At 63.8% G+C, this 23354-nt stretch carries 23 protein-coding genes and 1 other RNA gene; 12 read left to right on the top strand and 12 right to left on the bottom strand.

Annotation, left to right across the window (positions count from 1 at the left end):
- Positions 1 to 15: 15 nt before the first annotated feature.
- The 3 genes from CRO48_RS12090 to ssrA form a co-directional block, all read right to left on the bottom strand.
- Positions 16 to 201, bottom strand: coding sequence for a DUF4169 family protein (locus CRO48_RS12090; protein WP_097139558.1), 186 nt, complete (start codon positions 199 to 201; stop codon positions 16 to 18).
- A gap of 14 nt (positions 202 to 215) precedes the next feature.
- Positions 216 to 725 (bottom strand): SspB family protein, encoded by a 510-nt coding sequence (locus CRO48_RS12085; RefSeq protein ID WP_097139556.1) that lies wholly within the window; start codon positions 723 to 725, stop codon positions 216 to 218.
- Between the two features lie 177 nt (positions 726 to 902).
- Positions 903 to 1259, bottom strand: a transfer-messenger RNA (tmRNA) gene (gene ssrA, locus CRO48_RS12080).
- Positions 1260 to 1418: 159 nt separating this feature from the next.
- On the opposite strand from ssrA, the gene CRO48_RS12075 reads away from it, so the two are divergent.
- From CRO48_RS12075 to CRO48_RS12040, 8 genes are all read left to right on the top strand, one after another.
- A complete protein-coding gene (locus CRO48_RS12075) occupies positions 1419 to 1730 on the top strand; it encodes a DUF2853 family protein (protein WP_097139554.1) in 312 nt (103 codons plus the stop codon).
- A 128-nt stretch (positions 1731 to 1858) separates the two neighbouring features.
- Positions 1859 to 2653: a thymidylate synthase gene (locus tag CRO48_RS12070; protein ID WP_097139552.1), complete on the top strand. Its 795-nt coding sequence runs from the start codon at positions 1859 to 1861 to the stop codon at positions 2651 to 2653.
- Between the two features lie 29 nt (positions 2654 to 2682).
- The gene (locus CRO48_RS12065) at positions 2683 to 3270 is read left to right on the top strand and encodes a glutathione S-transferase family protein (protein WP_097139550.1); all 588 of its coding nucleotides are present in this window, start codon (positions 2683 to 2685) and stop codon (positions 3268 to 3270) included.
- A gap of 33 nt (positions 3271 to 3303) precedes the next feature.
- Positions 3304 to 3837 (top strand): dihydrofolate reductase, encoded by a 534-nt coding sequence (locus CRO48_RS12060; protein WP_097139548.1) that lies wholly within the window; start codon positions 3304 to 3306, stop codon positions 3835 to 3837.
- A gap of 152 nt (positions 3838 to 3989) precedes the next feature.
- Complete coding sequence (gene hflK / locus CRO48_RS12055) at positions 3990 to 5108, top strand: FtsH protease activity modulator HflK (RefSeq protein ID WP_097139545.1); 1119 nt, start codon at positions 3990 to 3992, stop codon at positions 5106 to 5108.
- Entirely contained in the window at positions 5108 to 6052 is a 945-nt protein-coding gene (gene hflC, locus CRO48_RS12050; protein ID WP_097139544.1) for a protease modulator HflC, read from the top strand. Before hflK ends, hflC begins: the two co-directional genes overlap by 1 nt.
- Before the next feature lie 10 nt (positions 6053 to 6062).
- On the top strand, positions 6063 to 6248 hold the full coding sequence (locus CRO48_RS12045) for a DUF2065 domain-containing protein (protein ID WP_097139542.1): 186 nt from the start codon (positions 6063 to 6065) through the stop codon (positions 6246 to 6248).
- A gap of 237 nt (positions 6249 to 6485) precedes the next feature.
- Positions 6486 to 8120: a DegQ family serine endoprotease gene (locus tag CRO48_RS12040; protein ID WP_097139540.1), complete on the top strand. Its 1635-nt coding sequence runs from the start codon at positions 6486 to 6488 to the stop codon at positions 8118 to 8120.
- A gap of 86 nt (positions 8121 to 8206) precedes the next feature.
- Here the strand turns inward: CRO48_RS12040 and CRO48_RS12035 are convergent, their stop codons facing one another.
- Both CRO48_RS12035 and serB read right to left on the bottom strand, forming a co-directional pair.
- Complete coding sequence (locus tag CRO48_RS12035; protein ID WP_097139538.1) at positions 8207 to 8803, bottom strand: GNAT family N-acetyltransferase; 597 nt, start codon at positions 8801 to 8803, stop codon at positions 8207 to 8209.
- Positions 8800 to 9699, bottom strand: coding sequence for a phosphoserine phosphatase SerB (serB, locus tag CRO48_RS12030; protein ID WP_097139536.1), 900 nt, complete (start codon positions 9697 to 9699; stop codon positions 8800 to 8802). Before serB ends, CRO48_RS12035 begins: the two co-directional genes overlap by 4 nt.
- Between serB and miaA the strand changes: the two genes are divergently transcribed.
- Complete coding sequence (miaA, locus tag CRO48_RS12025; protein ID WP_097139534.1) at positions 9698 to 10612, top strand: tRNA (adenosine(37)-N6)-dimethylallyltransferase MiaA; 915 nt, start codon at positions 9698 to 9700, stop codon at positions 10610 to 10612. The genes serB and miaA overlap by 2 nt on opposite strands.
- Before the next feature lie 90 nt (positions 10613 to 10702).
- Here the strand turns inward: miaA and CRO48_RS12020 are convergent, their stop codons facing one another.
- Positions 10703 to 12784, bottom strand: a complete 2082-nt coding sequence (locus CRO48_RS12020; protein ID WP_097139532.1) for an ATP-binding protein — start codon at positions 12782 to 12784, stop codon at positions 10703 to 10705.
- 348 nt (positions 12785 to 13132) lie between these two features.
- Here CRO48_RS12020 and CRO48_RS12015 point away from each other — a divergent pair, with 348 nt between their 5' ends.
- On the top strand, positions 13133 to 14911 hold the full coding sequence (locus CRO48_RS12015; protein WP_097139530.1) for an acetolactate synthase 3 large subunit: 1779 nt from the start codon (positions 13133 to 13135) through the stop codon (positions 14909 to 14911).
- A 21-nt stretch (positions 14912 to 14932) separates the two neighbouring features.
- Positions 14933 to 15505, top strand: a complete 573-nt coding sequence (ilvN, locus tag CRO48_RS12010; RefSeq protein ID WP_097139528.1) for an acetolactate synthase small subunit — start codon at positions 14933 to 14935, stop codon at positions 15503 to 15505.
- Between the two features lie 615 nt (positions 15506 to 16120).
- On the opposite strand, the gene CRO48_RS12005 is transcribed toward ilvN, so the two are convergent.
- From CRO48_RS12005 to CRO48_RS11990, 4 genes are all read right to left on the bottom strand, one after another.
- Positions 16121 to 16963, bottom strand: a complete 843-nt coding sequence (locus CRO48_RS12005) for an aldo/keto reductase (protein WP_097139526.1) — start codon at positions 16961 to 16963, stop codon at positions 16121 to 16123.
- A 113-nt stretch (positions 16964 to 17076) separates the two neighbouring features.
- Positions 17077 to 17859, bottom strand: coding sequence for an anti-sigma factor family protein (locus CRO48_RS12000; RefSeq protein WP_097139524.1), 783 nt, complete (start codon positions 17857 to 17859; stop codon positions 17077 to 17079).
- Entirely contained in the window at positions 17856 to 18386 is a 531-nt protein-coding gene (locus tag CRO48_RS11995; protein ID WP_097139522.1) for an RNA polymerase sigma factor, read from the bottom strand. Before CRO48_RS11995 ends, CRO48_RS12000 begins: the two co-directional genes overlap by 4 nt.
- Positions 18370 to 18747: a COG4315 family predicted lipoprotein gene (locus tag CRO48_RS11990; protein ID WP_097139520.1), complete on the bottom strand. Its 378-nt coding sequence runs from the start codon at positions 18745 to 18747 to the stop codon at positions 18370 to 18372. The genes CRO48_RS11995 and CRO48_RS11990 overlap by 17 nt, the downstream gene beginning before the upstream one ends.
- Positions 18748 to 18958: 211 nt before the next feature.
- Between CRO48_RS11990 and ku (CRO48_RS11985) the strand changes: the two genes are divergently transcribed.
- Complete coding sequence (gene ku, locus CRO48_RS11985; RefSeq protein WP_097139949.1) at positions 18959 to 19762, top strand: non-homologous end joining protein Ku; 804 nt, start codon at positions 18959 to 18961, stop codon at positions 19760 to 19762.
- A 3-nt stretch (positions 19763 to 19765) separates the two neighbouring features.
- On the opposite strand, the gene ligD is transcribed toward ku (CRO48_RS11985), so the two are convergent.
- Positions 19766 to 22378 (bottom strand): DNA ligase D, encoded by a 2613-nt coding sequence (ligD, locus tag CRO48_RS11980; protein WP_097139518.1) that lies wholly within the window; start codon positions 22376 to 22378, stop codon positions 19766 to 19768.
- Positions 22379 to 22381: 3 nt separating this feature from the next.
- Positions 22382 to 23245 (bottom strand): non-homologous end joining protein Ku, encoded by an 864-nt coding sequence (gene ku / locus CRO48_RS11975; protein ID WP_097139516.1) that lies wholly within the window; start codon positions 23243 to 23245, stop codon positions 22382 to 22384.
- Positions 23246 to 23354: the final 109 nt, after the last annotated feature.

Raw genomic sequence — 23354 nt, 5'->3', positions numbered from 1 at the left:
TCTGGAAGCCGCCGGTCATTCCGGCTTGTCGATATGGCCCTGGTCGAGCGTCTTTTCTGCCTTCTCGTTCAGGGCGCGGGTCAGGTTCTTCTCGGCCTTGGTGCGGCCGAAGGAGATGCGGTTCTGCTCGGCCTGCCGCTCCTTCTCGGAGCGGGCCTTCTGCTTGCGAAACTGGCGGAGATTGACGACGTCGCCGCTCATGCCGCCGCCTTTCCTCAGTTCTTCTTGCGGAAAGAGTCGAGGGAGACGACCGAGCCACCCGGCTTCTTGTCGTCGTCCCCACCGGTCTTCGGCGCCTCGTCCTCGGCCTTGTCGAGCGGATAGGCGGTGATCTCGGCCGCCGGGGCTTCTTCCTCCTCCTCGTCGATCGCGACGTCGAACTCGAGTTCGAAGCTGACGGACGGGTCGTAGAAGCCCCGGATGGCGTTGAACGGAATCACCAGCTTTTCAGGCGTATCGGAGAAGGAAAGGCCGATCTCGAACAGGCTTTCTGTGACCTTGAGTTCCCAGAACTGGTGCTGGATGACGATGGTCATCTGCTCGGGATACTTGGACTTCAGGTGCTGGGAAATCCGCACGCCGGGGGCGCCGGTCAGAAAGGTGATGAAGAAATGATGGTCGCCAGGAAGATGGCCCGTTGCCGCCACTTCGCTCAGGACTTTGCGGATGACGCTACGGAGCGCGTCCTGAGCCAGTATGTCATAGCGGATGTGGTCTTGCGCCATCAGAGCCCGTCTTTCTTCTCGTTTCGCATGCTTTGTCGCCTTTTGCCGAAATCGGTCGCCGACGTCAAATGCGATCGGCCTCGCCGGCCCGTTCACTACCTGTCGAAAACCCGCAAGTCGCGATGCGGCGCGAGTCATCCGATCGACAGCTATAAACCATTTCGAAAGAGGGGAGAAGGTGAAGGCTTCTGTTGCCAGGTGCCTTCGGACCCCGCCTTACAGTGCTACCCGCAAGGACTTGATTTGAAGTGTCGCACCGCGATTAAGCAGCGAGACGTGCTTCAGCATAGTTGTCGTTTGCAACTATAAGTTTAGCCCGATAACGGTGGTACAATGCCGAGCAAAAAGTCGATCTTTACGCCCTTGTCGATCCTATTTCGCCCCCATCAAAAGCCGATCGCGCAGATCGGTTTTTGGTGGAGGCGCCGGGTACCGCCCCCGGGTCCAATGGGTTTATTACACCGCCCGTTTATTGCCATAGCTGCACAAGGCAGCAATCGACATATAAGAGTTTCGCGCGCCCAAGAAAAGGTCCTTGTGACAATTCTTTAGCCATTCCGACAAGGCGCCGGGGAGCGATACTCCACCAGGGGGCCTCTTTGCGCTTGACTTGCCATTTTTGCGTGAAAAACTGCCAGCCTCGGCACGAGGCGCCGACCCGGTCCCTGGCCCGGCAACTGAAGAGGAGACAGCATGACCGACTATCTCGCAGACGTCCGCAAATATGACAGCGGTGCGGATGAAGCCGTCGTCAAGAAGATCGTAAGCCACCTCGGCATTGCGCTGCGCAACCGCGATTCCGCGCTCGTCTCCTGCTCGGATCCGGAGGAACTGGATCGGGTCAAGGAAAAGTGGTGCGGCAAGAAGCTGGGCGTTACCGGCGAGGCGGCCGAAAAGGCGGTGGAGAATGTCTGCGCCGCCATGGCCGATGACCGCTCGAAGTCGCGCGTGACATTCTACTACCTCACTGCCAAGGAACTCGACAAGCTGAGCGCACTTGCCTGAGAGCCATGCGCTCGGCCCGCCGGTCCGTCGCCGGCGGGCCGAAAAGCACTGGAAATTTCCTTTTCCGCATTGGTCGGACGTCATCCTCGCCCTAGATTGGGAGCGGTATCAGAATCGGTGGCCGACACATGAAGCAGTATCTCGACCTCCTCAGTCACGTGATGGCCAACGGCTCCGACCGTTCGGACCGGACGGGCACGGGCACGCGCTCGGTCTTCGGCTACCAGATGCGCTTTGATCTTTCCGAGGGCTTTCCGGTCCTGACGACGAAGAAGCTGCATCTGCGCTCGATCATTCACGAACTGCTCTGGTTCCTGAAGGGCGACACGAACATCGCCTACCTGCGCGACAACGGCGTCACCATCTGGGACGAGTGGGCGGACGAGAACGGTGATCTCGGCCCGGTCTACGGCTACCAGTGGCGGTCCTGGCCGGCGCCGGACGGGCGACACATCGACCAGATCGCCGGCCTGGTGGAGGCGATCCGCAAGAACCCCCATTCGCGCCGCCATATCGTGTCGGCATGGAATCCGGCTCTGGTGGACGAGATGGCGCTGCCGCCGTGCCACTGCCTCTTCCAGTTCTACGTCAGCGACGGCCGGCTCTCCTGCCAGCTCTACCAGCGCTCGGCCGACATCTTCCTCGGCGTGCCGTTCAACATCGCCTCCTATGCGCTCCTGACGATGATGGTGGCGCAGGTCACCGATCTCCTCCCCGGCGATTTCGTTCATACGCTTGGCGACGCCCATATCTATTCGAACCATTTCGAGCAGGCGGAGCAGCAGCTTGGGCGCAAGCCGAAGCCCTTGCCGTTCATGAAGATCAATCCGGAGGTGAAGGATCTCTTCGGCTTCCGCTACGAAGACTTCGAGCTTGTCGGCTATGAGGCTGACGCGAGCATCAAGGCGCCGATTGCCGTCTAGCGGCAAAAGCGCTGGCAGAGGAGGAAGCCATGCTGACGCTCGTTCACGCGCCGCGATCGCGGTCGTTTCGCATGCTCTGGCTTCTGGAGGAGCTCGGGGCGGAGTATGACATCCGCAAGGTGAGCATTCGGCGCGCCGACGGTTCGGGTGAGCCGGATGCGGACAATCCGCACCCGCACCGGCAGGTGCCGGCGCTGCTGCATGACGGCGTGCTGGTGACGGAAACGACGGCGATCGCGCTGTACCTGAGCGACCTTTTCCCCGGCTGCGCAATGGGACGCGATATCGGGACCTCCGAGCGCGGCCCCTATCTTTCCTGGCTTTCCTATTACGCCGGCGTCGGCGAGCCCTCGGCGGTTGCGCAGATGACCGGCTGGACGGCGACGAACGCGGAGGCTGGGCGGACCTACAAGGCGATGTCGGAACGCTTCATCGCCACCTTGACGCAGCATCCCTACCTGCTTGGCGAGCGGCCCTGTTCGGTCGACGTCATTCTGGCGAGCTCGCTGATGTGGTTTCGCGCCATCCTCCCCGAAAGCGCCGCGATCGACGCTTATGTCGCCCGCATGGCCGCAAGGCCGGCACTCGCCCGCGCACAGGCGCGCGATGATGCGTAGAATGCGCCTGGCGCAGCGAAAAGAGGCATTGCAATGAGTGAACCGAAGATCGTTCTGGTGGTGGCCGCGGCGCTGAATGGCGTGATCGGGCGTGACGGCGATCTGCCATGGCGGCTGCCGTCAGACCTGAAGCGCTTCAAGCAGGTGACGATCGGCAAGCCGGTGGTGATGGGGCGCAGGACCTACCAGTCGATCGGCAAGCCGCTGCCGGGCCGGCCGAACATCGTCGTTACCCGCGACACCGCCTTTCGTCCCGACGGGGTGATTGTCGCCCGTTCGCTGGACGAGGCGCTCGTCTATGCCCGCCGCGAGGCGCAGGCGCTCGGCGTCGACGAAATCTGCATCATCGGCGGTGGAGACATCTATCGCCAGACGATCGCAACCGCCGATGCCATCCACCTCACCCAGGTTCAAGCCGAGGTGGAGGGCGACACCCGCTTCCCAATGATCGATCCAGCCGTTTTCGAGATTGCTCAGGAGGAGGAGATCCCGCAGGGCGAGAAAGACAGCCACGGCATGCATTTCCTGACCTATGTCAGGCGCTCTGACCCCGATTTGGCCCTCTAAGGGTCTGTTCACGAACTATTTTGCCCCATTTGCCCGGAAGTTAGACCCGCTCCGTTGAAAGCGGCATGGGGGATACATATAACGGGTTCACATCATGTGCCGAAGGAGACTTCGCGCGCACGAGAGCGGGATTTCCAGAGAAAGAGGTATTGATGCCCTGGAGCAATCAGAACGGCGGCGGCGGCCCTTGGGGGGGCGGCGGCGGCAACAATCAGGGACCCTGGGGGCAGGGACCGAACCGCCCGCGCGGCGGCGGTAGCGGCAGCGGCGGTCCGCCGGATCTCGAAGAGATCATCCGGCGCGGACAGGACCAGCTGAAAAACGTGGTTCCCGGTGGCTTCAACGGCGGCATCTTCGTCATCGCGGCGCTTCTGATCGGCGTCTTCTGGCTGATGAACTCGATCTACACCGTCCAGCCGGACGAACGCGGCGTGGAACTGCGCTTCGGCAAGCCGAAGGACGAAATTTCCATGCCCGGCCTGCACTTCCACTTCTGGCCGTTCGAGACCGTCGAGATCGTGACGGTCACCGAGCAGCAGCAGAACATCGGCCGCCGCGGTGCGTCGGTAAACGCCGAAGACAGCGGACTGATGCTTTCGGGCGACCAGAACATCGTGAACGTGCAGTTCTCGGTGCTCTATTCGATCACCGATCCGCGCGCCTATCTGTTCAACCTCGAAAACCCGTCCGCCACCCTCCAGCAGGTCGCCGAAAGCGCGATGCGCGAGGTCGTGGGCCGGCGTCCGGCGCAGGACATCTTCCGCGACAACCGTCAGGCGATCGCTGAAGCCGTCAAGGCCACGATCCAGTCGACCATGGATGAGTACGGTTCGGGCATTGCGATCAACACGGTTGCAATCGAAGATGCGGCCCCGCCGCGCGAAGTCGCCGACGCGTTCGACGAGGTGCAGCGCGCCGAGCAGGACGAGGATCGCTTCGTCGAAGAGGCCAACCAGTACGCCAACCAGAAGCTCGGTCTCGCCCGCGGTCAGGCCGCACAGATCCGCGAAGAAGCCGCGGCCTACAAGAACCGCGTCGTCAACGAGGCGGAAGGTGAGGCGCAGCGTTTCATCTCGATCTACGATCAGTACAAGCTCGCGCCCGACGTGACCCGTCAGCGCATGTTCCTTGAAACCATGGAGGGCGTCCTGAAGGGCTCCAAGACCGTCGTCATCGACGAAAAGCAGGGCGGACAGGGTGTCGTTCCCTTCCTGCCGCTCAACGAGCTCGGCAGGACCACGCCGGCGCAGCAGCAGGGAGGCACGCAGTAATGGGTAACCGTTTGCCGGCCATCCTCGTTGGCCTCGCCGTCGTGCTTTTCCTCGCCTATTCGTCGATCTTCATCGTCAATGCCCGCCAGCAGGCGGTGGTCGTCCGCTTCGGTGAGATCCAGTCGGTCAAGACGGAGCCTGGCCTGTACTTCAAGCTGCCGTTTGCCTTCATGGACGCAGATCGCGTGCGGTACGTGTCCGATCAGGCGCTTCGCTTCGACCTGGACAACATCCGCGTGCAGGTTTCGGGCGGCAAGTTCTATGAGGTCGATGCCTTCGTCGTCTACCACATCAGCGATGCCCGCCGGTTCCGGGAGGCCGTTTCGGCCGACCGCGATGCCGCCGAGGCACGGCTGCGCACCCGACTGGATGCGGCACTTCGCCGCGTCTACGGTCTGCGCGGTTTCGAGGCGGCCCTTTCGGACGAGCGCGCGTCGATGATGCGCGAGGTCCGCAACGAACTTGCGCAGGACGCCCAGAATCTCGGGCTGACGATCACCGACGTGCGCATCCGCCGTACCGACCTGACGCAGGAAGTCTCCCAGCAGACGTTCGAGCGGATGAAGGCCGAGCGTCTTGCCGAGGCCGAGCTGATCCGTGCCCGCGGTAACGAGCGCGGCCAGACCCGCCGGGCCGTCGCCGACCGCCAGGTCGTCGAGATCGTGGCGGAAGCACAGCGCGAGTCGGAGATCATCCGCGGTCAGGGCGACGCCGAACGCAACCGCGTCTTCGGCGAGGCGTTCGAACGCGATCCTGCGTTCTTCGCCTTCTATCGCTCGATGGAGGCCTATCGTCAGAGCCTCGGCGTCAGCGACACGACGCTGGTGCTGTCGCCGGATTCGGAATTCTTCCGTTATTTCGGCAGCCTCAGCGGCCAGTCACAGCCCGGCGCAGCTGCTCCCGCCGCGCCGGTACCCCCGACTGCACCCGCACCGGCAGACTGAGGCCGGTGCCATGGCGGATCTTCTGACGGGATTCGCGTTCTTTCTGGTCATCGAGGGGCTGGCGTACGCGCTGGCCCCTTCGTCTTTGAAGCGCATGGCGGCGATCCTGCCGTCCATTCCCGAGGGCCATCTGAGGCTTGCCGGTCTTGCCGCCATCGCGGGCGGCGTCGGGCTGATCTGGCTGGTACGGGGCTAGGGGCGCAGGAGCGTGCACGCGTTTCTGCGTGGTTGGAGGCGCTTGCGCTGTCGGTGATTTGATCAACGGCCGTGGGACGAACGGTGTAAGGTGTCATCAACTGCTGGCCTCTTGTCGGCGAATCATCGAGATGTCACCGGCGAGGCCAGCGCGACGCGGCCGGCATTCCGGCTATCCGCATTTCCGCCGCATCCGTGGCGAAGATGGCGGCCAGGACAACGCGAAAGGACAGTGCAGATGGCATCGAGCAGCAGGTCACGGCAGATTGGCACGCGGGTGCTGGCGACGGTTCTTTCGGCACTGCTCGCAAGCACGGGGATGCTGCCAGCAATCGCTCGTGCGCAGGCTCAGATCCAGCCTCCGGTGCAGGCCCCCATTCACGCCCCGGTTCAGGCCCAGGTGCCGGCTCCGGTCCAGCCGCAGAAGCCTTCGCCGCAGCCCCAGGCACAGGCACAGGTGCAGTCGCCGCTGCAGGTGCCGCAGGGACCGCAATCGGTGGCCGATCTGGCAGAGCGCCTCCTCGGCGCCGTGGTCAACATCTCGACCTCCCAGAACGTGAAGTCGGACGATGACGCGCCAGCGCCGCAGGTGCCCGAGGGTTCGCCCTTCCAGGATTTCTTCGATGAGTTCTTCAAGGGCGAGGAAGGCGAGGGCGGCAGCCCGCGCACGGTCAATTCGCTCGGCTCCGGTTTCGTCATCGATCCGACCGGCTTCATCGTCACCAACAACCACGTGATCGAGGGCGCCGACGATATCGAGGCGAACTTTGCCGACGGCTCTAAGCTAAAGGCCAAGCTCGTCGGCGTCGACAGCAAGACGGACCTGGCTCTGCTGAAGGTCGAGCCGGAGGAGCCCCTTGTGGCGGTTCCGTTCGGCGATTCCCGCCAGATACGCATCGGAGACTGGGTGATGGCGATCGGCAATCCGTTCGGGCTCGGCGGGTCGGTGACGGTGGGCATCGTCTCCGCGCGAGGGCGCAACATCAATGCCGGTCCCTACGACAACTTCATCCAGACTGACGCGGCCATCAACCGCGGCAATTCCGGCGGCCCGCTGTTCAACATGAAGGGTGAGGTGATCGGCATCAACACGGCCATCATCTCGCCGTCCGGCGGTTCGATCGGCATCGGCTTCTCCGTGCCGACGGAACTTGCTGAAAACGTTATCGCGCAGCTTCGGGAATTCGGCGAGACGCGGCGCGGCTGGCTCGGCGTGCGGATCCAGCCGGTCACCGACGACATCGCCGAGAGCCTCGGCATGGCGGCTGCGAAGGGCGCGCTGGTCGCCGGCGTCATCAAGGGCGGACCGGTGGACAACGGGGTGATCAAGACCGGCGACGTGATCGTCCGCTTCGACGGAAAGGACGTCGAGGAAATGCGAGATCTGCCGCGCGTCGTGGCAGAAAGCCCAGTCGGAAAGGCCGTGGATGTGGTGGTCATCCGCGACGGCAAGGAGGTCGACGTCAAGGTGACGCTCGGCCGTCTCGAGGACGGGGAGAAGCTTGCAGAGAACGAATCCCAGCCGGGCGAGGACAACGGCGGCGAGAAGGCTCCGGCCGAGCCCGCCAAGCCTGCGCCGGTGATCCTGGGCATGACGCTCGGCGCCCTGGACGAGGCGGCTCGCAAGACCTATTCGATCGTCGACACCGTCAAGGGCGTGGTCGTCACCGCTGTCGACGAGACGTCGGCTGCGGCCGAGCGGCGGATTCAGGCAGGCGACGTGATCGTGGAGATCGGCCAGGAAGCCGTGTCGAGCCCGGAGGAAGTGTCCAAGCGTATCGCCGAACTGAAATCCCAGGACCGCCGGAATGCGCTTCTGATGATCGCCGACAAGACGGGCGCGCTGCGCTTCGTCACGGTTCGGATCGAGTAGTTATATATTTAGATCAATGGCTTGCAGGCGAGGGCGGTGAAGCGGAGTCACCGCCCTCGCAATTTGATTCAACGTCAGATTTCGGTTCAATGGGCCTGCGAGATCGCGTTCGCGGGCCGCCTTGCCTGCCATTCGCCTCGGGTGATGGCGTAGAGCGCGTGGCGGATCAGGTGCGGGTGGCTCTCGGGCACGCGCGGATGATCGAAGTCGCGGCCGGGATCGCGCCGCATGCCGATCCGCGTCATCACCGATGTCGAGCGCGCATTTTCGGGGACGGCGAAGGAGACGATCTCCTCCAGACCGCATTTTTCGAACCCGTGCGCAAGAAGCGCGGAAGCTGCCTCGGTGACGTAGCCGTTGCCCCAGTAGGGACGGGCCAGCCGCCAGCCGATCTCGACGGTGCCGTCCGGCAGGAACGGGGCGAGATCGGTGCGGGCAAGGCCGCAGAAGCCGATGGGTCGGTCGTCGCGGCGCAGCGCGATGGCGAAGAAGCCGAAGCCGGTCTCGCCGATCATGGCGCGGAGCCGGTCGAACAATTCGTCGGACTGCGCGCGGGAGCGGCGGAACGGAAAGTAGCGCATCACCTCGGGCTCGGAGTTGATCTCATGGAAGAGATCGCGGTCGCCTTCGATCCAGTTGCGGACCGTCAGCCGGCCTGTCCGGGTGATGACGCCGGTCGTCATGGCTGCGCCGGTGCGGCGAAGTCCGACCTGCGGTATCCCTGGATGTAGAGCAGTGCCGTCAGGTCGCCGTGATCGATGCGCATCCTGGCCTCGGCGGCTACCGCAGGTTTTGCGTGCAGGGCGACGCCGGCTCCCGAAAGGTGCAGCATGCCGAGGTCGTTGGCGCCGTCGCCGACCGCCATCGCTTCTTCGACCGAGATGCCGAGCCGGTCGGAAATGTCCTGAAGCGCATCGACCTTCGCCTGCTTGCCGAGAATGGGTTCGGCGACTTCGCCCGTGAGCAGCCCGCCGTTCTCCAGCAGGATGTTGGCACGGTTCTCGTCGAAGCCGAGGCGTGCGGCGATCCTGCCGGTAAAGACGGTGAAGCCGCCGGAAACCAGCGCGGTATAGTGCCCGCGGGCCTTCATCGTCGCGATGAGCTCCGGGCCACCCGGGGTCAGGGTGATGCGCTTGGCGATGACCTCGTCGACGACGGTGATCGGCAGGCCCTTCAACAGGGCGACGCGTTCGCGCAAGGCCGGCTCGAAGGCGATCTCGCCGTTCATCGCGCGGGCGGTGATCTCTGAAACGCGCTCCTTCAGGCCGACTTCGGCTGCGAGCTCGTCTATGCATTCCTGCCCGATCATGGTGGAGTCCATGTCCGCGATCAGAAGCTTCTTGCGCCGCGTCTCCGCCTCCTGGATGACGAGGTCGAGCGGGGCTGCGCCGATGACGGCGGCGATCGCGTGGCGCGCAGACGCTGCATCAGTGCCTTCGCGCAGCGCGATGTCGCAGGCCACCCCGTCGGCCAGCCAGTAGAGGCCGGAGGCATTGACCGCATCCGCGGCCCGCTCCCCCATTTGGGATGCAAGGACCGGATTTGACGGATTGGCGATAAGCGTGGCAACGAGAGCCATGATGAGGATTCCTGAAGGTGACATGGACGCGATCCTGATAACCGGCCCGACGGCCAGCGGCAAGTCCGCGCTGGCAGTACGGCTGGCGCAGGCGCATGGCGGGGTCGTCGTCAATGCCGACAGCATGCAGGTGTACGATACGCTGAACGTGCTGACGGCGCGCCCGCAGCCGGACGAGATGGGCGGTATCGAACACCTGCTCTACGGGCACACGCCGGCGGGACAGGCCTATTCGAGCGGCGAATGGCTGCGGCAGGCGACGGACGTCGTGGCGGATCTGCGCCGCAGGTCGAAGCTTCCCGTTTTCGTCGGGGGGACGGGCCTTTATTTCAAGGCGCTGACGGGCGGCCTTTCCGACATGCCGGCAGTCCCCGATGCGGTGCGCCAGAAATTGCGCGCGCGCCTTGCGGACGAGGGAGCGCCTGCCCTGCATGCGGAGCTTGGGCAGCGCGACCCACGCTCGGCCGAGGCGATCCGCGCCAATGACGGGCAGCGTATCCTGCGGGCGCTGGAAATTCTTGAGGTCAGCGGCCGCTCCATTCGCGAACTGCAATCTGCCGCAGCCCCTGCGGTGATCGATCCGGCCCGGGCGTTGAAGATCGTCGTTCTGCCCGAACGCGCACTGCTGCACGAGCGCATCGACCGGCGCTTTGCGGCGATGCTTCAATCCGGCGCCGTTGACGAGGTGCGTACGCTATTGGCGCTCCGCCTGCCGCCGGAGATGCCGGTGATGAAGGCGATCGGCGTGCCACAGATTGCAGCTTTGCTTGTTGGCTCCATGGGCGAAGCCGACGTCGTCGAACGGGGGGCTGCGGCGACACGGCAATATGCCAAGCGGCAAATGACCTGGTTCCGCAACCAGATGGACGAAAGCTGGCTGCGCTGGGACGCGGTTTCGCCAGTGCCGTTCTGACAAAGGGCCGGGCGCCTGCGAGCGTTGCACGCCGAGGCGCCACCCGTCCGGTGGCGGCGCGACGGCGGACGAAACCGTTCCGCTCCCGCGCTACTTGCGCACGAGGCTGCTGAGAGGCTTCTTCAGCAACTGTTCGCGGATGGAGCCTTCGCGCCGGGTCTCACCGGTCTCGCCGAATGCGGGCCGCGCTGGCCTGTTGGGCTGGGAAGGGCTCGCGTCGTGGCCGGCATTCAGCTCCCGCCGCAGCGCCTCGAAGCGGTCGTGCGCCGAGAGCGGCGAAGGTCCTGCCGGGACACCCGGCAGCATGTCCGGGCGATAGGGCTGGATGTCCGGTTCGCTCATCGCCGCATCGCCATTTGACGACACGGTCTGCTGGGCGTGCTGCGTTTCCCGATAGTCGTCTACGCGGTCCAGCCGGGAAGGCGGGGGCTCGGCGAAGGTGCTGCGCATTGCCGAAGCGTCGTTTTCCGCGGCGAGGATGGAGCTCTGGAAGGACGAGATGTCCGGCCCGGAGACCGAGCGCATGCGCCCGACGATCGAGCGCAGGTCGACGGTATCGGGCGTATCCTCGCTTGCCTTGACGACGACGCCGTTTGCCTTCGGCAGGCGGCTTTCCGAGACGCGGGAGAACTTCATCCGCATCGGCACGGCCACTGCCTCGCCGAATGCGATCGCCTCGCCGTTGCCGATCGAGGAGATGAAGCTCGTCGTGGACGAGGACGAATTGGGGATGGCGGAGCGGATGATCTCCTGGTCCTGATCGTTGGCAAGCCGCATGGCGAACACGGTGGAGCACTGCGACAGGATCGTGGGGTCGAGTTCGCCGGGGCGCTGGGTGATGACGCCGAGTGAGACGCCGTACTTGCGGCCGTCCTTTGCAATGCGGGCGATCGCCTGCCGGGTCGGCAGGAAGCCGGCGCTGGCGTCGGCGGGCACGTAACGGTGCGCCTCCTCGCATACGACCAGCATGTGGACGCCGCCATTGCTCCACAGGCCGATCTCGAAGGCCATGCGGCAGAGGACGGACGCGACGGAGTTGACCACCTCGGAGGGGATGCCGGCGAGCTGGAACGTGGTGATCGGCCGGCCGTTGCCCGGAATGCGGAAGATGCGCGCGACCGTATCCAGGATCGTATCGGTGATCGTGTTCGAGGAGAACATGAAGTGATAGCGAGGATCGTTGATCGCAGACATGATCTTGACCTTCAGCGAGCGAAGGTGCGGCTTTTCGGTGCGCCCCTCGAGGCGGCCGATGCGCTCGTCGATCAGCGCCAGCAGGTCGGCGATGCGGAAGGGCACCGGCGTGTCGGCCGTGATCGAACTCTTCTCGTTGGTACGGCGCATCAGCCCGCCCTCGCCGGAGCCGCGAAAGGCCTTTTTCGCTTCGGGGATGAGGTCGCGCAGCACATCTATCTCTTCGGGGACGGCCGGCCGGCCGCGGAACACGACCTCTGCGAACTCCTCCAGCTTGAACAGCCAGAACGGCAGGTCGAGCGTGTCGGTCTCGATGACGACCGCGTGGTCGGGGAAGGCGGCTGCGAATTCGTTGTGCGGGTCGAGGATCAGCACACGCAGCTTCGGATCGGACTGGATCGCCTTGTGCAGGAGCAGCGTGACTGCTGTCGACTTGCCGACGCCGGTGGTGCCCACGATCGCGAAGTGCTTGGACAGCATCGAGGGGACGTGAATGGTGGCGTCCAGCGACTCGTCCTGCGTCAGCTTGCCGATCACGCAGACGTCGTTCATGCCGGTGTCGTAGACTTTGGCGAGGTCGGAGGCGCGGATACGGTGCGCGATCGCGCCGAGATAGGGATAGGCGGATATGCCGGCGGAAAACTCCTCGCGTCCGTCCGGTCCCATGTGGACCTCGCCGAGAAGCTCGACCTCGACGTGAAAGAGCGTGTCGCCGTTCGTCGACCAGCTCTGCTGGTCGGTCGCCATGGCATATACGAGCGCCACGATGCGGTTGTCGCCGACCGAGATGGAGATCAGGCGTCCGACGGACCAGAGTTCCGTCAGCGAGGTCTGGCCTTCCTCGGCCACCGCGCTGATGGTCGCCCGCGAGCCGCTGCAGGCGACGACGCGTCCCAAGAGACGGTTCCCAGGTGTATCGTCGTCTCGCCGATCCTGTTCGCCGGCTGCCGACGAACGATGTAAATCAGTGTTACGCAACGCAGGCACTCCTTGCCCCTTTTGAGGCGAGAATAACAGCGCTCGCTTAACAATGCGTATCCTGGTCGTAGGCCGTGCCAGCCTGAACCATTCCCGGTTGTCGTTCGGTTGTGCCGAAACGAAGCAATCAACGGCGGTTGACGATCAACGCTTTAGCGATTATCAATCCGCCTCATGATTTCGAATATCGCGAAGATTCTTGTGGTGGGAAGGCGCATGGGCAAGGTGGTGTGACCACCGGGCGAAAGCACCCATGCGCGGTAAGCAGGCTCCGAAAGGGGCCTTTTTTTATGCCCACGATTTCGCTAATCACACTTTCAAACCATGGTAACGAACGGAAACATTCCGATGAGTGGAACTGAGAACCAGATGACGGGCGCCGAAATCGTCCTGCAGGCACTGAAGGACAATGGCGTCGAGCACATCTTCGGCTATCCGGGCGGCGCCGTCCTGCCGATCTACGACGAGATCTTCCAGCAGGACGAGATACAGCACATCCTCGTCCGTCACGAGCAGGGGGCAGGGCACGCCGCCGAAGGCTATGCGCGCGCCACCGGCAAGGTCGGCGTTATGCTGGTGACCTCCGGCCCCGGCGCGACCAATGCCGTCACGCCGCTGCAGGACGCGCTGATGGATTCGATCCCGCTCGTCTGCCTCAGCGGCCAGGTCCCGACCTCGCTGATCGGTTCGGACGCGTTCCAGGAATGCGACACGGTTGGCATCACCCGGCCCTGCACCAAGCACAACTGGCTGGTCAAGGACGTCAACCAGCTGGCGCGCACCATCCACGAGGCCTTCCGTGTCGCCAAGAGCGGCCGTCCCGGCCCGGTCGTTGTCGACATCCCGAAGGATATCCAGTTCGCCACCGGCACCTATGTCGCCCCGTCCGCCACGCCCTCGCAGCACGTCTACGAGCCGAAGGTCCAAGGCGACCTCGACCGCATCCGCGAGGCCGTAGCCCTGATGCAGGGCGCCCGAAAGCCGGTGATCTATTCCGGCGGCGGCGTCGTCAATTCTGGCCCCGAGGCTTCGCACCTGCTGCGCGAACTGGTCGAACTGACCGGTTTCCCGATCACCTCGACGCTGATGGGGCTCGGCGCCTATCCCGCATCCGGCAAGAACTGGCTCGGCATGCTGGGCATGCACGGCACCTACGAGGCCAACATGGCGATGCATGACTGTGACGTCATGGTCTGCATCGGCGCGCGCTTCGACGACCGCATTACCGGCCGCCTGAATGCGTTTTCGCCCAATTCGAAGAAGATCCACATCGATATCGATCCGTCCTCGATCAACAAGAACGTCCGGGTCGACATTCCGATCCTGGGTGACGTCGGCCGCGTCCTCGAAGACATGGTCCGGCTGTGGCGCGCCTCCGCAAAGACCACGGGCAAGGAACACCTGGCCGACTGGTGGACCTCGATCAGCAAGTGGCGTGCGCGCAACTCGCTGGCCTACAAGCCCAACGATGACGTCATCATGCCGCAATACGCGATCCAGCGGCTGTACGAGCTGACCAAGCATCGCGACACCTACATCACCACCGAAGTCGGCCAGCACCAGATGTGGGCTGCGCAGTTCTTCGGCTTCGAGCAGCCGAACCACTGGATGACCTCCGGCGGGCTCGGCACGATGGGCTATGGCCTGCCGGCCGCCCTCGGCGTGCAGATCGCCCATCCCGACGCGCTCGTCATCGACATCGCCGGCGACGCTTCCATCCAGATGTGCATCCAGGAGATGTCGGCTGCGATCCAGTACGAGGCGCCAATCAAGATCTTCATCCTCAACAACCAGTACATGGGGATGGTCCGCCAGTGGCAGCAGCTCTTGCACGGCAACCGTCTGTCGCATTCCTACACCGAGGCAATGCCTGACTTCGTCAAACTCGCCGAAGCCTATGGCGCCGTCGGCCTGCGTTGCGACAAGCCAGCCGATCTGGATGGCGCAATCCAGGAAATGATCTCGGTCAAGAAGCCGGTGATCTTCGATTGCCGCGTTGCCAACCTGGCAAACTGCTTCCCGATGATCCCGTCCGGCAAGGCGCACAACGAGATGCTGCTGCCCGACGAGGCGACGGACGAGGCGGTCGCGAACGCGATCGACGCCAAGGGTCGCCAGCTAGTCTGATATACGGGAGGAACGAAGTCCATGAACGCACATCTTCAGCCGACCGGTTCGGCCTATTTCATCGCTCCCGAGACGCAGGTTTCGGAAAGCCACACGCTATCGGTCCTCGTCGACAACGAGCCGGGCGTGCTGGCCCGCGTCATCGGCCTGTTTTCCGGCCGCGGATACAACATCGAAAGCCTGACCGTTTCGGAGACGGAGCATCAGGCGCATCTGTCGCGCATCACCATCGTCACCCGCGGCACCCCGCACGTGCTGGAGCAGATCAAGGCGCAACTGGAGCGTATCGTTCCGGTGCACCGGGTCGTCGACCTGACCGTCCGCGCCAAGGACCTCGGCCATGAGCGGCCGCTGGAGCGCGAACTGGCGCTGGTCAAGGTGTCGGGCACCGGCGATCACCGGGTCGAGGCGTTGCGGCTTGCCGATGCCTTCCGCGCTTCGGTCATCGATGCCAACACCGAGCACTTCGTCTTCGAGATCACCGGCAAGGTGTCGAAGATCGACCAGTTCATCGCCATCATGAAGCCGCTCGGCCTGATCGAGGTCTGCCGCACCGGCATCGCCGCGATGAACCGCGGCCCGCAGGGGATGTGAGCCAAACTACGATTCAGCCGCTGCCGGCTAAATTTTGCGCTGGTCTGCCCGACTCTTGTCGGGTGGACCGCCGAGTTCGATTGACGTTTCCTTTATCAAAGATTGCGTTTTCGCCTTTGTCTCGAACTGAATTGCGAGACTTCCGTAATGTTCGTTTTGTTGCCACTCCAATCCTCTGGGACGCTCTCCCTTGTGGAAACGGACAGGCTGTGAACCGTATATCTCTATAATGGATTGGGAATTTTCAAAGAAACAATCGAAATCCTTGCATGATATTCGAACGGTTTTCGATATTTTTCGCCTTGGTTCTCTCTCTTTCAATATTGCGATCGTCACTCCCAAATCATCGTTGCGATAAATCTCGCAAGTCTCAGCCTCGTTGCATCGTGTCTCCCGTTGGTGCTTTCTTCCATCCGCGAAAATGATGCCAAAGCGGATTGTCGATGATCGATTTTTTCCGTTCTCCGCAGCTGTGGCTTTCGATGTATGGCCGATACTTAGGGCAGCCACGCCAGCCAGTCCTAACCGACAAAAAGTTCGAAACACCATTGCCAACGCTTTAGTGGGTGGGGGAGCTTTCGAGTTTGTGCAGCTTTATGGCGTTTTGGAGGTGTGTCATATCATTTCCAGCGGCTGCTTGCGCCTTGGCGGCGGGAAGGCTGCGTCGAGGGCGGCCATATCGTCGGACGTGAGGATCAGATCGGCGGCCTTGCGGTTTTCCGCGACGCGTTCGGGCGAGCCGGACTTCGGAATGACGATGACGTGCCGGCGCGAAAGCAGGAAGGCCAGCGCGACCTGTGGCGCGCTGGCGCCGTGGCTTGCGGCGATACGGGCTAGGGCAGGATGGCGCACGAGGCGGCCCTCGTCGAGCGGCGAGTAGGCCATGGTGGCGAGCCCGCGTGCGTCGGACCAGGGCAGAAGGTCGAACTCGATGCCGCGGCGGGCGGGATTATAGAGCACCTGGTTCGCGGCGACGTGGTCGCCGCCAGCAACCGACAAAAGCTCCTCCATATCGTCGACGTCGAAATTGGAAACGCCCCATGCGCCGATCTTGCCGGCCGCCCTCAAAGCCTCGAACGCCGCGACGGTCTCGGAAAGGGGATGGCGGCCGCGCCAATGCAGGAGGTAGAGGTCGATTCTGTCTGTTCCCAGCCGGTTCAGGCTTGCCTCGCAGGCGGCGACCGTACCCTTGCGGCTGGCATTCGACGGAAGAACCTTGCTGACGATGAACACGCTGTCGCGCCGTCCCTCGACGGCGCGGCCGACAACCTCTTCCGCGCCGCCGTCCGCATACATTTCGGCCGTGTCGATCAGCGTCATGCCGAGGTCGATCCCGGCCTGCAAAGCGCGGATCTCGCCTTGCGCCGCCGCTCTGCTTTCGCCCATGTGCCAGGTCCCCTGGCCGAGGGCGGGAACGCTGCCGCCGCCCGGCAGTGTGATGTCGCGAATGCCGACCATATTTACGTCCTCAACTGATGATTCGTCCTGTTGCCGGGCACTATGCCAAGTTTCGGCGGGTGCTTCCACGCGTGTGCCGGCGAGAACGGCTGATGCAGAACTCCGAGGTGACCCTAAGCTTCCTCCATCTGCCGGTAGCACTCGTCGGCGACGGCGCGAAGTTCGTCCGCCGGGATCTCTCCGGTCACGGCATAGCCGATTGTGCCGTCGATCCAGTAGAAGGTGCGGACGGGACCGTCCGTGTCGAGGCGGAAGCTCGTTTCCCGGTGTTCCGCGTTGCGGCCGACGATGATCGTCAGCCGCTGGCCTCCGGCGTTCTGGTACATCAGCAGCGCACCCGGCTGGCCGCCGACCGGCAGCAGCCTGCCGCCGACAAGGCTGTAGCCGAGCGCGGAAAGGTCCGGCAGTCGCAAACGATAGTCCAGCCGCTTGCCAAGCCAGGCGGCAAGATGGTCCTGCTGGTCGGCCGCGACTTCGACGGGATGGCGCACCTCGCTGGTGTAGACGAGGAAGGCGGAACGCGCCTCCTGCGCAAGAGAGGCAGTGGCCGCCCCGGACGGCGGGGCAGTCGTCGCCATGGTCAGCCGGCCGCTGCCGAAGCCGGCGGCGAAGATCAGCAGTGCGGCGGCGGCGGCAATCGCGGGGCGGGTGAACCGCGACCCGAGCGACTGGCGATTGCGCCGGAGCATCTCGGCGTCGCTGCCGCGGGAGACGAAGTCGCGGGCAAACACCTCCCGTATGCGCTCGTTCTGGCTCGACCAGCTTGCCACGCGCTCGGCATCCTGCGGGTTTGTCTGAAGCCAGGCTTCGACCTCAGCGCGGCGGCCTTCATCCAGCAGGCCGTCGACGAAGGCATGCAGATCGTTTTCGCCGACTGTGCCGGTCGCTTGGATCATTTGGATCTCCTGAGGGGGACGATGTTATCCTGGGCCAGCCGGGAGGCAAGCTGGTGTCGTGCGCGCGACAGGCGGGACATGACGGTGCCGATCGGAACGCGCATCATGTCCGCGGTCTCCTGGTAGGAATAGCCTTCGACCACCACCAGCATCAGCGTCGTGCGATAGTCGGGCGTCAGCGCCTCCAGCGCCGCCCGGATACGGGTCCGCTCTAGGGGATCGCCGTCGTCATCGGCAAGCGCCACCTGCTCGGCCTCCTCGATCGCCGCCGTCGGGCGCCGCATCATCGCCCGGTAGCGGTTGCGGAACAGGTTGGTCATGATGGTGAAGGCCCAACTGCGGAGATTGGCGCCGCGCCACTGGGCGCGGCGTGCGAGTGCTGCTTCGACGCAGTCCTGCAACAGGTCCTCGCCGTCGGCATCTGTTCGCGTCAGGCTCCGCGAATAACGCCGCAAGCCGGGCACGAGCGCCAGGAGAGCCTCTTCGAACGAGGCGGCAGCGGCGCCGTCGTCAGGGCCGTGCGGCATTCCAGACGCCTTTCACCCCATCGCCGGTCGCATCACCCTGCTTCCTGTCCTTGATCCAGAAATAGAGCGGCATGCCGTCCTTGGCCCACTGCATCTGGCCGTCCTTGCGTTTGACGAGCGTATAGGCGCCCTCAGCCTTGGCGTCGGCTGCGGCCATGTAGGGCGGCCAGTTGGTCGCGCACTGGTCGTAGCACATGGACATGTCCTTCATGTCGTTCTTGTAGGTATAGAGGGTCATGCCGTTCTCGCCGGCAAGGACTTCGCCCTTGTCGGTCTTGACGGTCTTGACCGGAGCGGCCGCAACGGCGGCGGCGGCGCTTGCGAGGATGAAGGCGGCTGAAGCGAGGAGCAGTTTTCTCATGGCGCTTGGTTCCTGTGCCCGGTGGATGGACACCGCAAAGGCGGGTGCAGCCGTGAGACACCGCGGTTGACGATAATATTCCCGCGCCGGTCGTGGAAGCGCGCTTGTCGGATGCGCCCCGAGGGCGCAAGATTTCTGCCCGGCAGATCGGGAAAGCGGAACCAAGACGCGCGAGGCGCGTTTTTTGACGATGCTTCGCGAGGGGGCAGCCATGGCGCCACGCATTTTCTGGAAAGGCTATCTGAAGCTCTCGCTCGTCACCTGTCCGGTGGCGATGATGCCGGCGACGAGCGCGGACGAGAAGGTCCGCTTCCATACGCTCAATCGCGCGACGAAGAACCGGGTGGTCAGCCGCTACGTCGATTCCGAAACGGGCAAGGTGGTGGATGAGGACGAGGAAGCGAAGGGATACGAGCGCGGCGAGGGCGATTTCATCGTACTCGAAGACGAGGAGCTGGACGCCGTGGCGCTCGAGAGCACGCGGACGATCGACATCGAGAAATTCGTCAGCCGCGACAGCATCGACTGGATCTGGTTCGACAAGCCACACTACCTGACACCCAACGATCCCGTCGGAGAGGAGGCCTTCAGCGTCATTCGTGACGCGATGAAGGCCGCCGACATGGTGGGAATATCGCGCCTGGTCATGTATCGGCGCGAGCGTGCCGTGCTGCTGGAGCCGCGAGAGAAGGGCATCGTGCTGTGGACGCTTCGCTACGGCGAGGAGGTCCGCCCGGCCGATGCCTATTTCGAGGGGATCGGCAAGGTGAAGCTGGAACCGTCGATGATGAAACTCGCCGAAACGTTCATCGCCGAGAATACCCGCAAATGGTCCCCTGACGTAGCCGACGATCCCGTTCAGGAAAAACTTCTGGAGATCATCGCGGCGAAGAAGAAGGGGCGGAAGAAACCGGTGAAGGAAAAGACCGAGGTGCCGGCGCCGTCCTCCAACGTCATCAACATCATGGATGCGCTTCGCAAAAGCGTGGCGGCTGCCAAGAAGAACAAGAAGTGAGCCTCAGGCCGCGTTCCCCCGCCGCTGCCGCTTGACCGGAAGCGGGACCGCGTCACGGCCGAAATCCGCCCACGGGTCTGAGGCGAGCTTTGCCAGTCGCGTCGGCGCGTTCGAAACGGTGAAGTGCGCAGGGCCGATTGCGGGATCGAGTTCTTCCCAGCCGAGCGGCATGGAGACGGGGGCGCCCGGACGGGCACGCGTCGAATACGGCGCCACTGCTGTCTGGCCGCGCTGGTTTCTGAGGTAGTCGATCAGGATCTTGCCGTGCCGTTTCGCCTTGGCGATGGTGGAGACGTATTTTCCCGGGCTGTCCGCGGCCATCTGGTCGGCCATATCCTTGGCGAAGCCCTTCAATTGCGGCCACTCCGCCGAAGGTTTCAGCGGGGAGACAACATGCAGTCCCTTGCCGCCCGATGTCTTGACATAGGCGTGCAGGCCCATGTCCTGCAGCCTATCCCGGATTTCCTCCGCCGCGGCGATGACACTTGCCCAGCCGACGTCCGGCCCCGGATCGAGGTCCATGATCAGCATATCGGGCCTCTCCCAGTCGCCGACGGTCGAACCCCAGGGGTGGATTTCGAGCGAGGCCGCCTGCACCAGCCCGATCAACCCGTCGAAATCCTTGATGGCGATATAGGGCGCCTCGCCGGGTTCCTTCGGATCCTCGACCTGCAGGATGGCCGCGTTGATGCCTTTCCATCCGTGCTTCTGGAAAAACTGCTGGCCGTCGATCCCGTCGGGACAACGCAGAAGCGCCAGGGGGCGATCTACGACGTAGGGCTCCATGTACGGCCACACCTCGGCATAGTAGTCGGCAAGGCCGCCCTTGGTCACGCCCTCCTTCGGCCAGTAGACGCGGTCGGGATGCGTCAACTGGACCTTCGAGGCCGGTCTCGATGCAGGTTTGGCCATCGTCGTCTCCTTGTTCGTGCTGCGGCCCTTTCCGGCAGTGGCGGCGGCCTTGCTCTCCTCGCGGACGATTTCGCTTGCCGGCTTGTCCTCGCGCAGGCCGCGGAACGAGGCGTGGCGAAGGTGGCCGTCGGCGGTCCAGGCACGGAACTCGACTTCGGCCACGAGCTCGGGGCGGACGTAACGCACGCCGCGGGCCTCGTTGCCTGTGAGCGGCGTTGCGAAGGGGCTGGTTTCGATCCTGATCCGCTCCAGCCGCCGCGCAAGCTCGGCGGCGACCGTGTGGCTGAAGCCGGTGCCGACCCGGCCGACATGCTGCAGCTTTCCGTCTTCGTAGACTCCAAGTACAAGCGAGCCCACCGCCTTGCGCGCAGTCGTCGACGGCACCCAGCCGGCGATGACGAACTCCTGCGCATGAGCGCACTTGGCCTTCTGCCAACTCTTGCCACGGCCGGAACGGTAGCGATCGTCCGCGACCTTCGAGACGATCCCTTCCAGCCCGAGGCGGCAGGCCTGCGTCAGCAGCAGGTCGCCGTCCTCCAGGAAATGCGCGCTATAGCGCAAGGAGCCCGTCTCCGTGGCAATGATCGTGTGAAGCAGTTCCTTGCGGCGGATGAGGGGAAGGGCGGTCACGTCGTAGCCGTCCAGGTGGAGCAGGTCGAAGGCGTAATAGACGAAACGGTTGGTGCGGCCCTCGCTCAGATCAGCCTGAAGCGCCGAGAAATCGGAAATGCCCGACTGCCCCTCGACGATCAGTTCGCCGTCAATCAGCGCGCTTCCGACCGGCAGCTCCTGGAAGGCGGACAGGACGGTCTTGCCGAACTTCGCCGACCAGTCGAGCCCGCCGCGCGTCAGAAGCTTGACCTTCCCAGCCTCGATCCGTGCCTGCAGCCGGTAGCCGTCGAACTTGATCTCGTGAAGCCATCGTGATCCCGCCGGCGGCTTTTGAGTCAGCGAGGCGAGGGACGGCTCGACGAATGCCGGCAGCCGCGCCTTGACCGCCCCCTCTTCCTTTGACGGGTCTGCGGGTGTGGCTGTCTTGGGGGCGGGATCTGCCTCGCCCTCGGCCTGATCGGCCTTATCCTTCGTCTTGCGGGCTTTGTTCCTCGTGATCTTTCCGGTTTTCGACGACCAGCCCGGCTCTTCGCCGGAGACGTCCGCGATTTCCCGTCCTGTTTTTACCGATTCCGGACGTTCCTCCAGAATGTCGGGCGCATCTTCCGGTCGGGCGTATTCGTCCTCGCCCTTGATCAGCAGCCAGTTGTCCGCCTTTTCGCCGGGCTTGCCGTGCATTCGTACGAGATGCCACAGGCCGTTCAACTTTTCGCCATGCAGCTCGAATTCGAGGTGCCCCTTCTTGTAGCCCTTGTGCGGATCTTCGAGCGGCTCCCACGTGCCGCGGTCCCAGACGATGACGGTGCCGCCGCCATATTCGCCCTTGGGGATCGTTCCTTCGAAGCCGCCATACTCCAGCGGATGGTCCTCGACATGGACGGCAAGGCGCTTTTCGCCGGGCACCAGGCTCGGCCCGCGTGTGACGGCCCAGCTTTTCAGGACACCGTCCATCTCGAGCCGGAAATCGTAGTGAAGGCGGCGCGCGTCATGCTTCTGCACGACGAAGCTGTTGCCCTGTGCCTTCGTCGTCCGGCCCTTCGGCTCCGGGGTCTTTTGGAAGTCGCGCTTGCGATGATAGGTTTCGAGCGCCATCGATCAGCCGGCCTTGCGGTGGCTCGACGCGGATTTCGAAGACTTGGATTGCGCCTTCCCCGCGCGCCGGGGTGCGGGTTTTTCCGCCGCGCCTAATGCGGCGGCGCTCTGGCGCAACGCGTCCATCAGGTCGGTAACGTTCTCGCGCTTCGGTTCCTTCTTGCGTTCGATCGTCCGGCCCTCGATCTTCGCCTTCACGAGTTCGGCCACCGCTTCCTCATACCTGTCGTGGAACGCGGCCGGATCATAGGTGCCCGCCTTGGTGGTAATGATGTGGCGGGCGAGATCCAGCATTTCGCCCTTGATTTCCATGTCGGGGATGTCGGCAAAGGCCTCCTTCGCCGACCGGATCTCGTAGTTGAAGGTCAGCGTCGTCGCGATCAGGCCATCGCCTTCAGCGCGGATGAGGAGGGAGCGGACGCGGCGAAACAGCACGGCCTGGCCGAGCGCTGCGGAGTGCGACTTGCGCAACGCGTCTCGCAGCAGGACATAGGCTTCGTCCGCCATGCGATCGCCCGGCGCCAGATAATAGGGCTTGTCGAAATAGACGTCGTCGACGTCCGAGAGGTTGACGAAGGAGCCGACTTCCAGCGTCTTGTCGCTTTCGGGCACCGCGGCTGCCACTTCCTCCGGTTCCAGGACGATGTAGTCATCCTTGCCGATCTCGTAGCCCTTCACCTGGTCCTCGCGACCGACCGGGTTGCCAGTGACGCCGTCGACGAATTCGCGGCGAACGCGATTCCCCGTCTCGCGGTTGATCGTGTGGAAGGCGATGCGCTCGGAGGTGGACGCAGCCGTATAGAGCGAGACCGGGCAAACAACCTCGCCGAATTTCAGGAAGCCTTTCCATTGCGCGCGCGGTGCCATCTGCGATGTCCTCGATGCTGCATCGGAACTGAACGCCTGCCACTTTGGTTTGTTCCGCCAGTATAACCCGGTTGCGGACGACTTTACATCGCCCCTTGATACCGCTGTT

The organism is Rhizobium subbaraonis, assembly GCF_900220975.1.
GTDB classification, from domain to species: domain Bacteria; phylum Pseudomonadota; class Alphaproteobacteria; order Rhizobiales; family Rhizobiaceae; genus Mycoplana; species Mycoplana subbaraonis.
This window is presented reverse-complemented; position numbering and strand designations above follow the sequence as displayed.

Excerpts from the sequence above, each read along its gene's own strand:
- CRO48_RS12060 (WP_097139548.1), top strand. The coding sequence starts at position 3,304 with ATGAGTGAACCGAAGATCGTTCTGGTGGTGGCCGCGGCGCTGAATGGC.
- CRO48_RS11990 (WP_097139520.1), bottom strand. The coding sequence starts at position 18,747 with ATGAGAAAACTGCTCCTCGCTTCAGCCGCCTTCATCCTCGCAAGCGCC.
- hflC (WP_097139544.1), top strand. The coding sequence starts at position 5,108 with ATGGGTAACCGTTTGCCGGCCATCCTCGTTGGCCTCGCCGTCGTGCTT.
- CRO48_RS12015 (WP_097139530.1), top strand. The coding sequence starts at position 13,133 with ATGAGTGGAACTGAGAACCAGATGACGGGCGCCGAAATCGTCCTGCAG.
- CRO48_RS12085 (WP_097139556.1), bottom strand. The coding sequence starts at position 725 with ATGGCGCAAGACCACATCCGCTATGACATACTGGCTCAGGACGCGCTC.
- ilvN (WP_097139528.1), top strand. The coding sequence starts at position 14,933 with ATGAACGCACATCTTCAGCCGACCGGTTCGGCCTATTTCATCGCTCCC.
- ku (WP_097139949.1), top strand. The coding sequence starts at position 18,959 with ATGGCGCCACGCATTTTCTGGAAAGGCTATCTGAAGCTCTCGCTCGTC.
- hflK (WP_097139545.1), top strand. The coding sequence starts at position 3,990 with ATGCCCTGGAGCAATCAGAACGGCGGCGGCGGCCCTTGGGGGGGCGGC.
- CRO48_RS12065 (WP_097139550.1), top strand. The coding sequence starts at position 2,683 with ATGCTGACGCTCGTTCACGCGCCGCGATCGCGGTCGTTTCGCATGCTC.
- CRO48_RS12070 (WP_097139552.1), top strand. The coding sequence starts at position 1,859 with ATGAAGCAGTATCTCGACCTCCTCAGTCACGTGATGGCCAACGGCTCC.
- CRO48_RS12005 (WP_097139526.1), bottom strand. The coding sequence starts at position 16,963 with ATGGTCGGCATTCGCGACATCACACTGCCGGGCGGCGGCAGCGTTCCC.
- serB (WP_097139536.1), bottom strand. The coding sequence starts at position 9,699 with ATGGCTCTCGTTGCCACGCTTATCGCCAATCCGTCAAATCCGGTCCTT.
- ku (WP_097139516.1), bottom strand. The coding sequence starts at position 23,245 with ATGGCACCGCGCGCGCAATGGAAAGGCTTCCTGAAATTCGGCGAGGTT.
- CRO48_RS12045 (WP_097139542.1), top strand. The coding sequence starts at position 6,063 with ATGGCGGATCTTCTGACGGGATTCGCGTTCTTTCTGGTCATCGAGGGG.
- CRO48_RS12090 (WP_097139558.1), bottom strand. The coding sequence starts at position 201 with ATGAGCGGCGACGTCGTCAATCTCCGCCAGTTTCGCAAGCAGAAGGCC.
- CRO48_RS12075 (WP_097139554.1), top strand. The coding sequence starts at position 1,419 with ATGACCGACTATCTCGCAGACGTCCGCAAATATGACAGCGGTGCGGAT.
- CRO48_RS12000 (WP_097139524.1), bottom strand. The coding sequence starts at position 17,859 with ATGATCCAAGCGACCGGCACAGTCGGCGAAAACGATCTGCATGCCTTC.
- CRO48_RS12040 (WP_097139540.1), top strand. The coding sequence starts at position 6,486 with ATGGCATCGAGCAGCAGGTCACGGCAGATTGGCACGCGGGTGCTGGCG.
- miaA (WP_097139534.1), top strand. The coding sequence starts at position 9,698 with ATGATGAGGATTCCTGAAGGTGACATGGACGCGATCCTGATAACCGGC.
- ligD (WP_097139518.1), bottom strand. The coding sequence starts at position 22,378 with ATGGCGCTCGAAACCTATCATCGCAAGCGCGACTTCCAAAAGACCCCG.
- CRO48_RS12035 (WP_097139538.1), bottom strand. The coding sequence starts at position 8,803 with ATGACGACCGGCGTCATCACCCGGACAGGCCGGCTGACGGTCCGCAAC.
- CRO48_RS11995 (WP_097139522.1), bottom strand. The coding sequence starts at position 18,386 with ATGCCGCACGGCCCTGACGACGGCGCCGCTGCCGCCTCGTTCGAAGAG.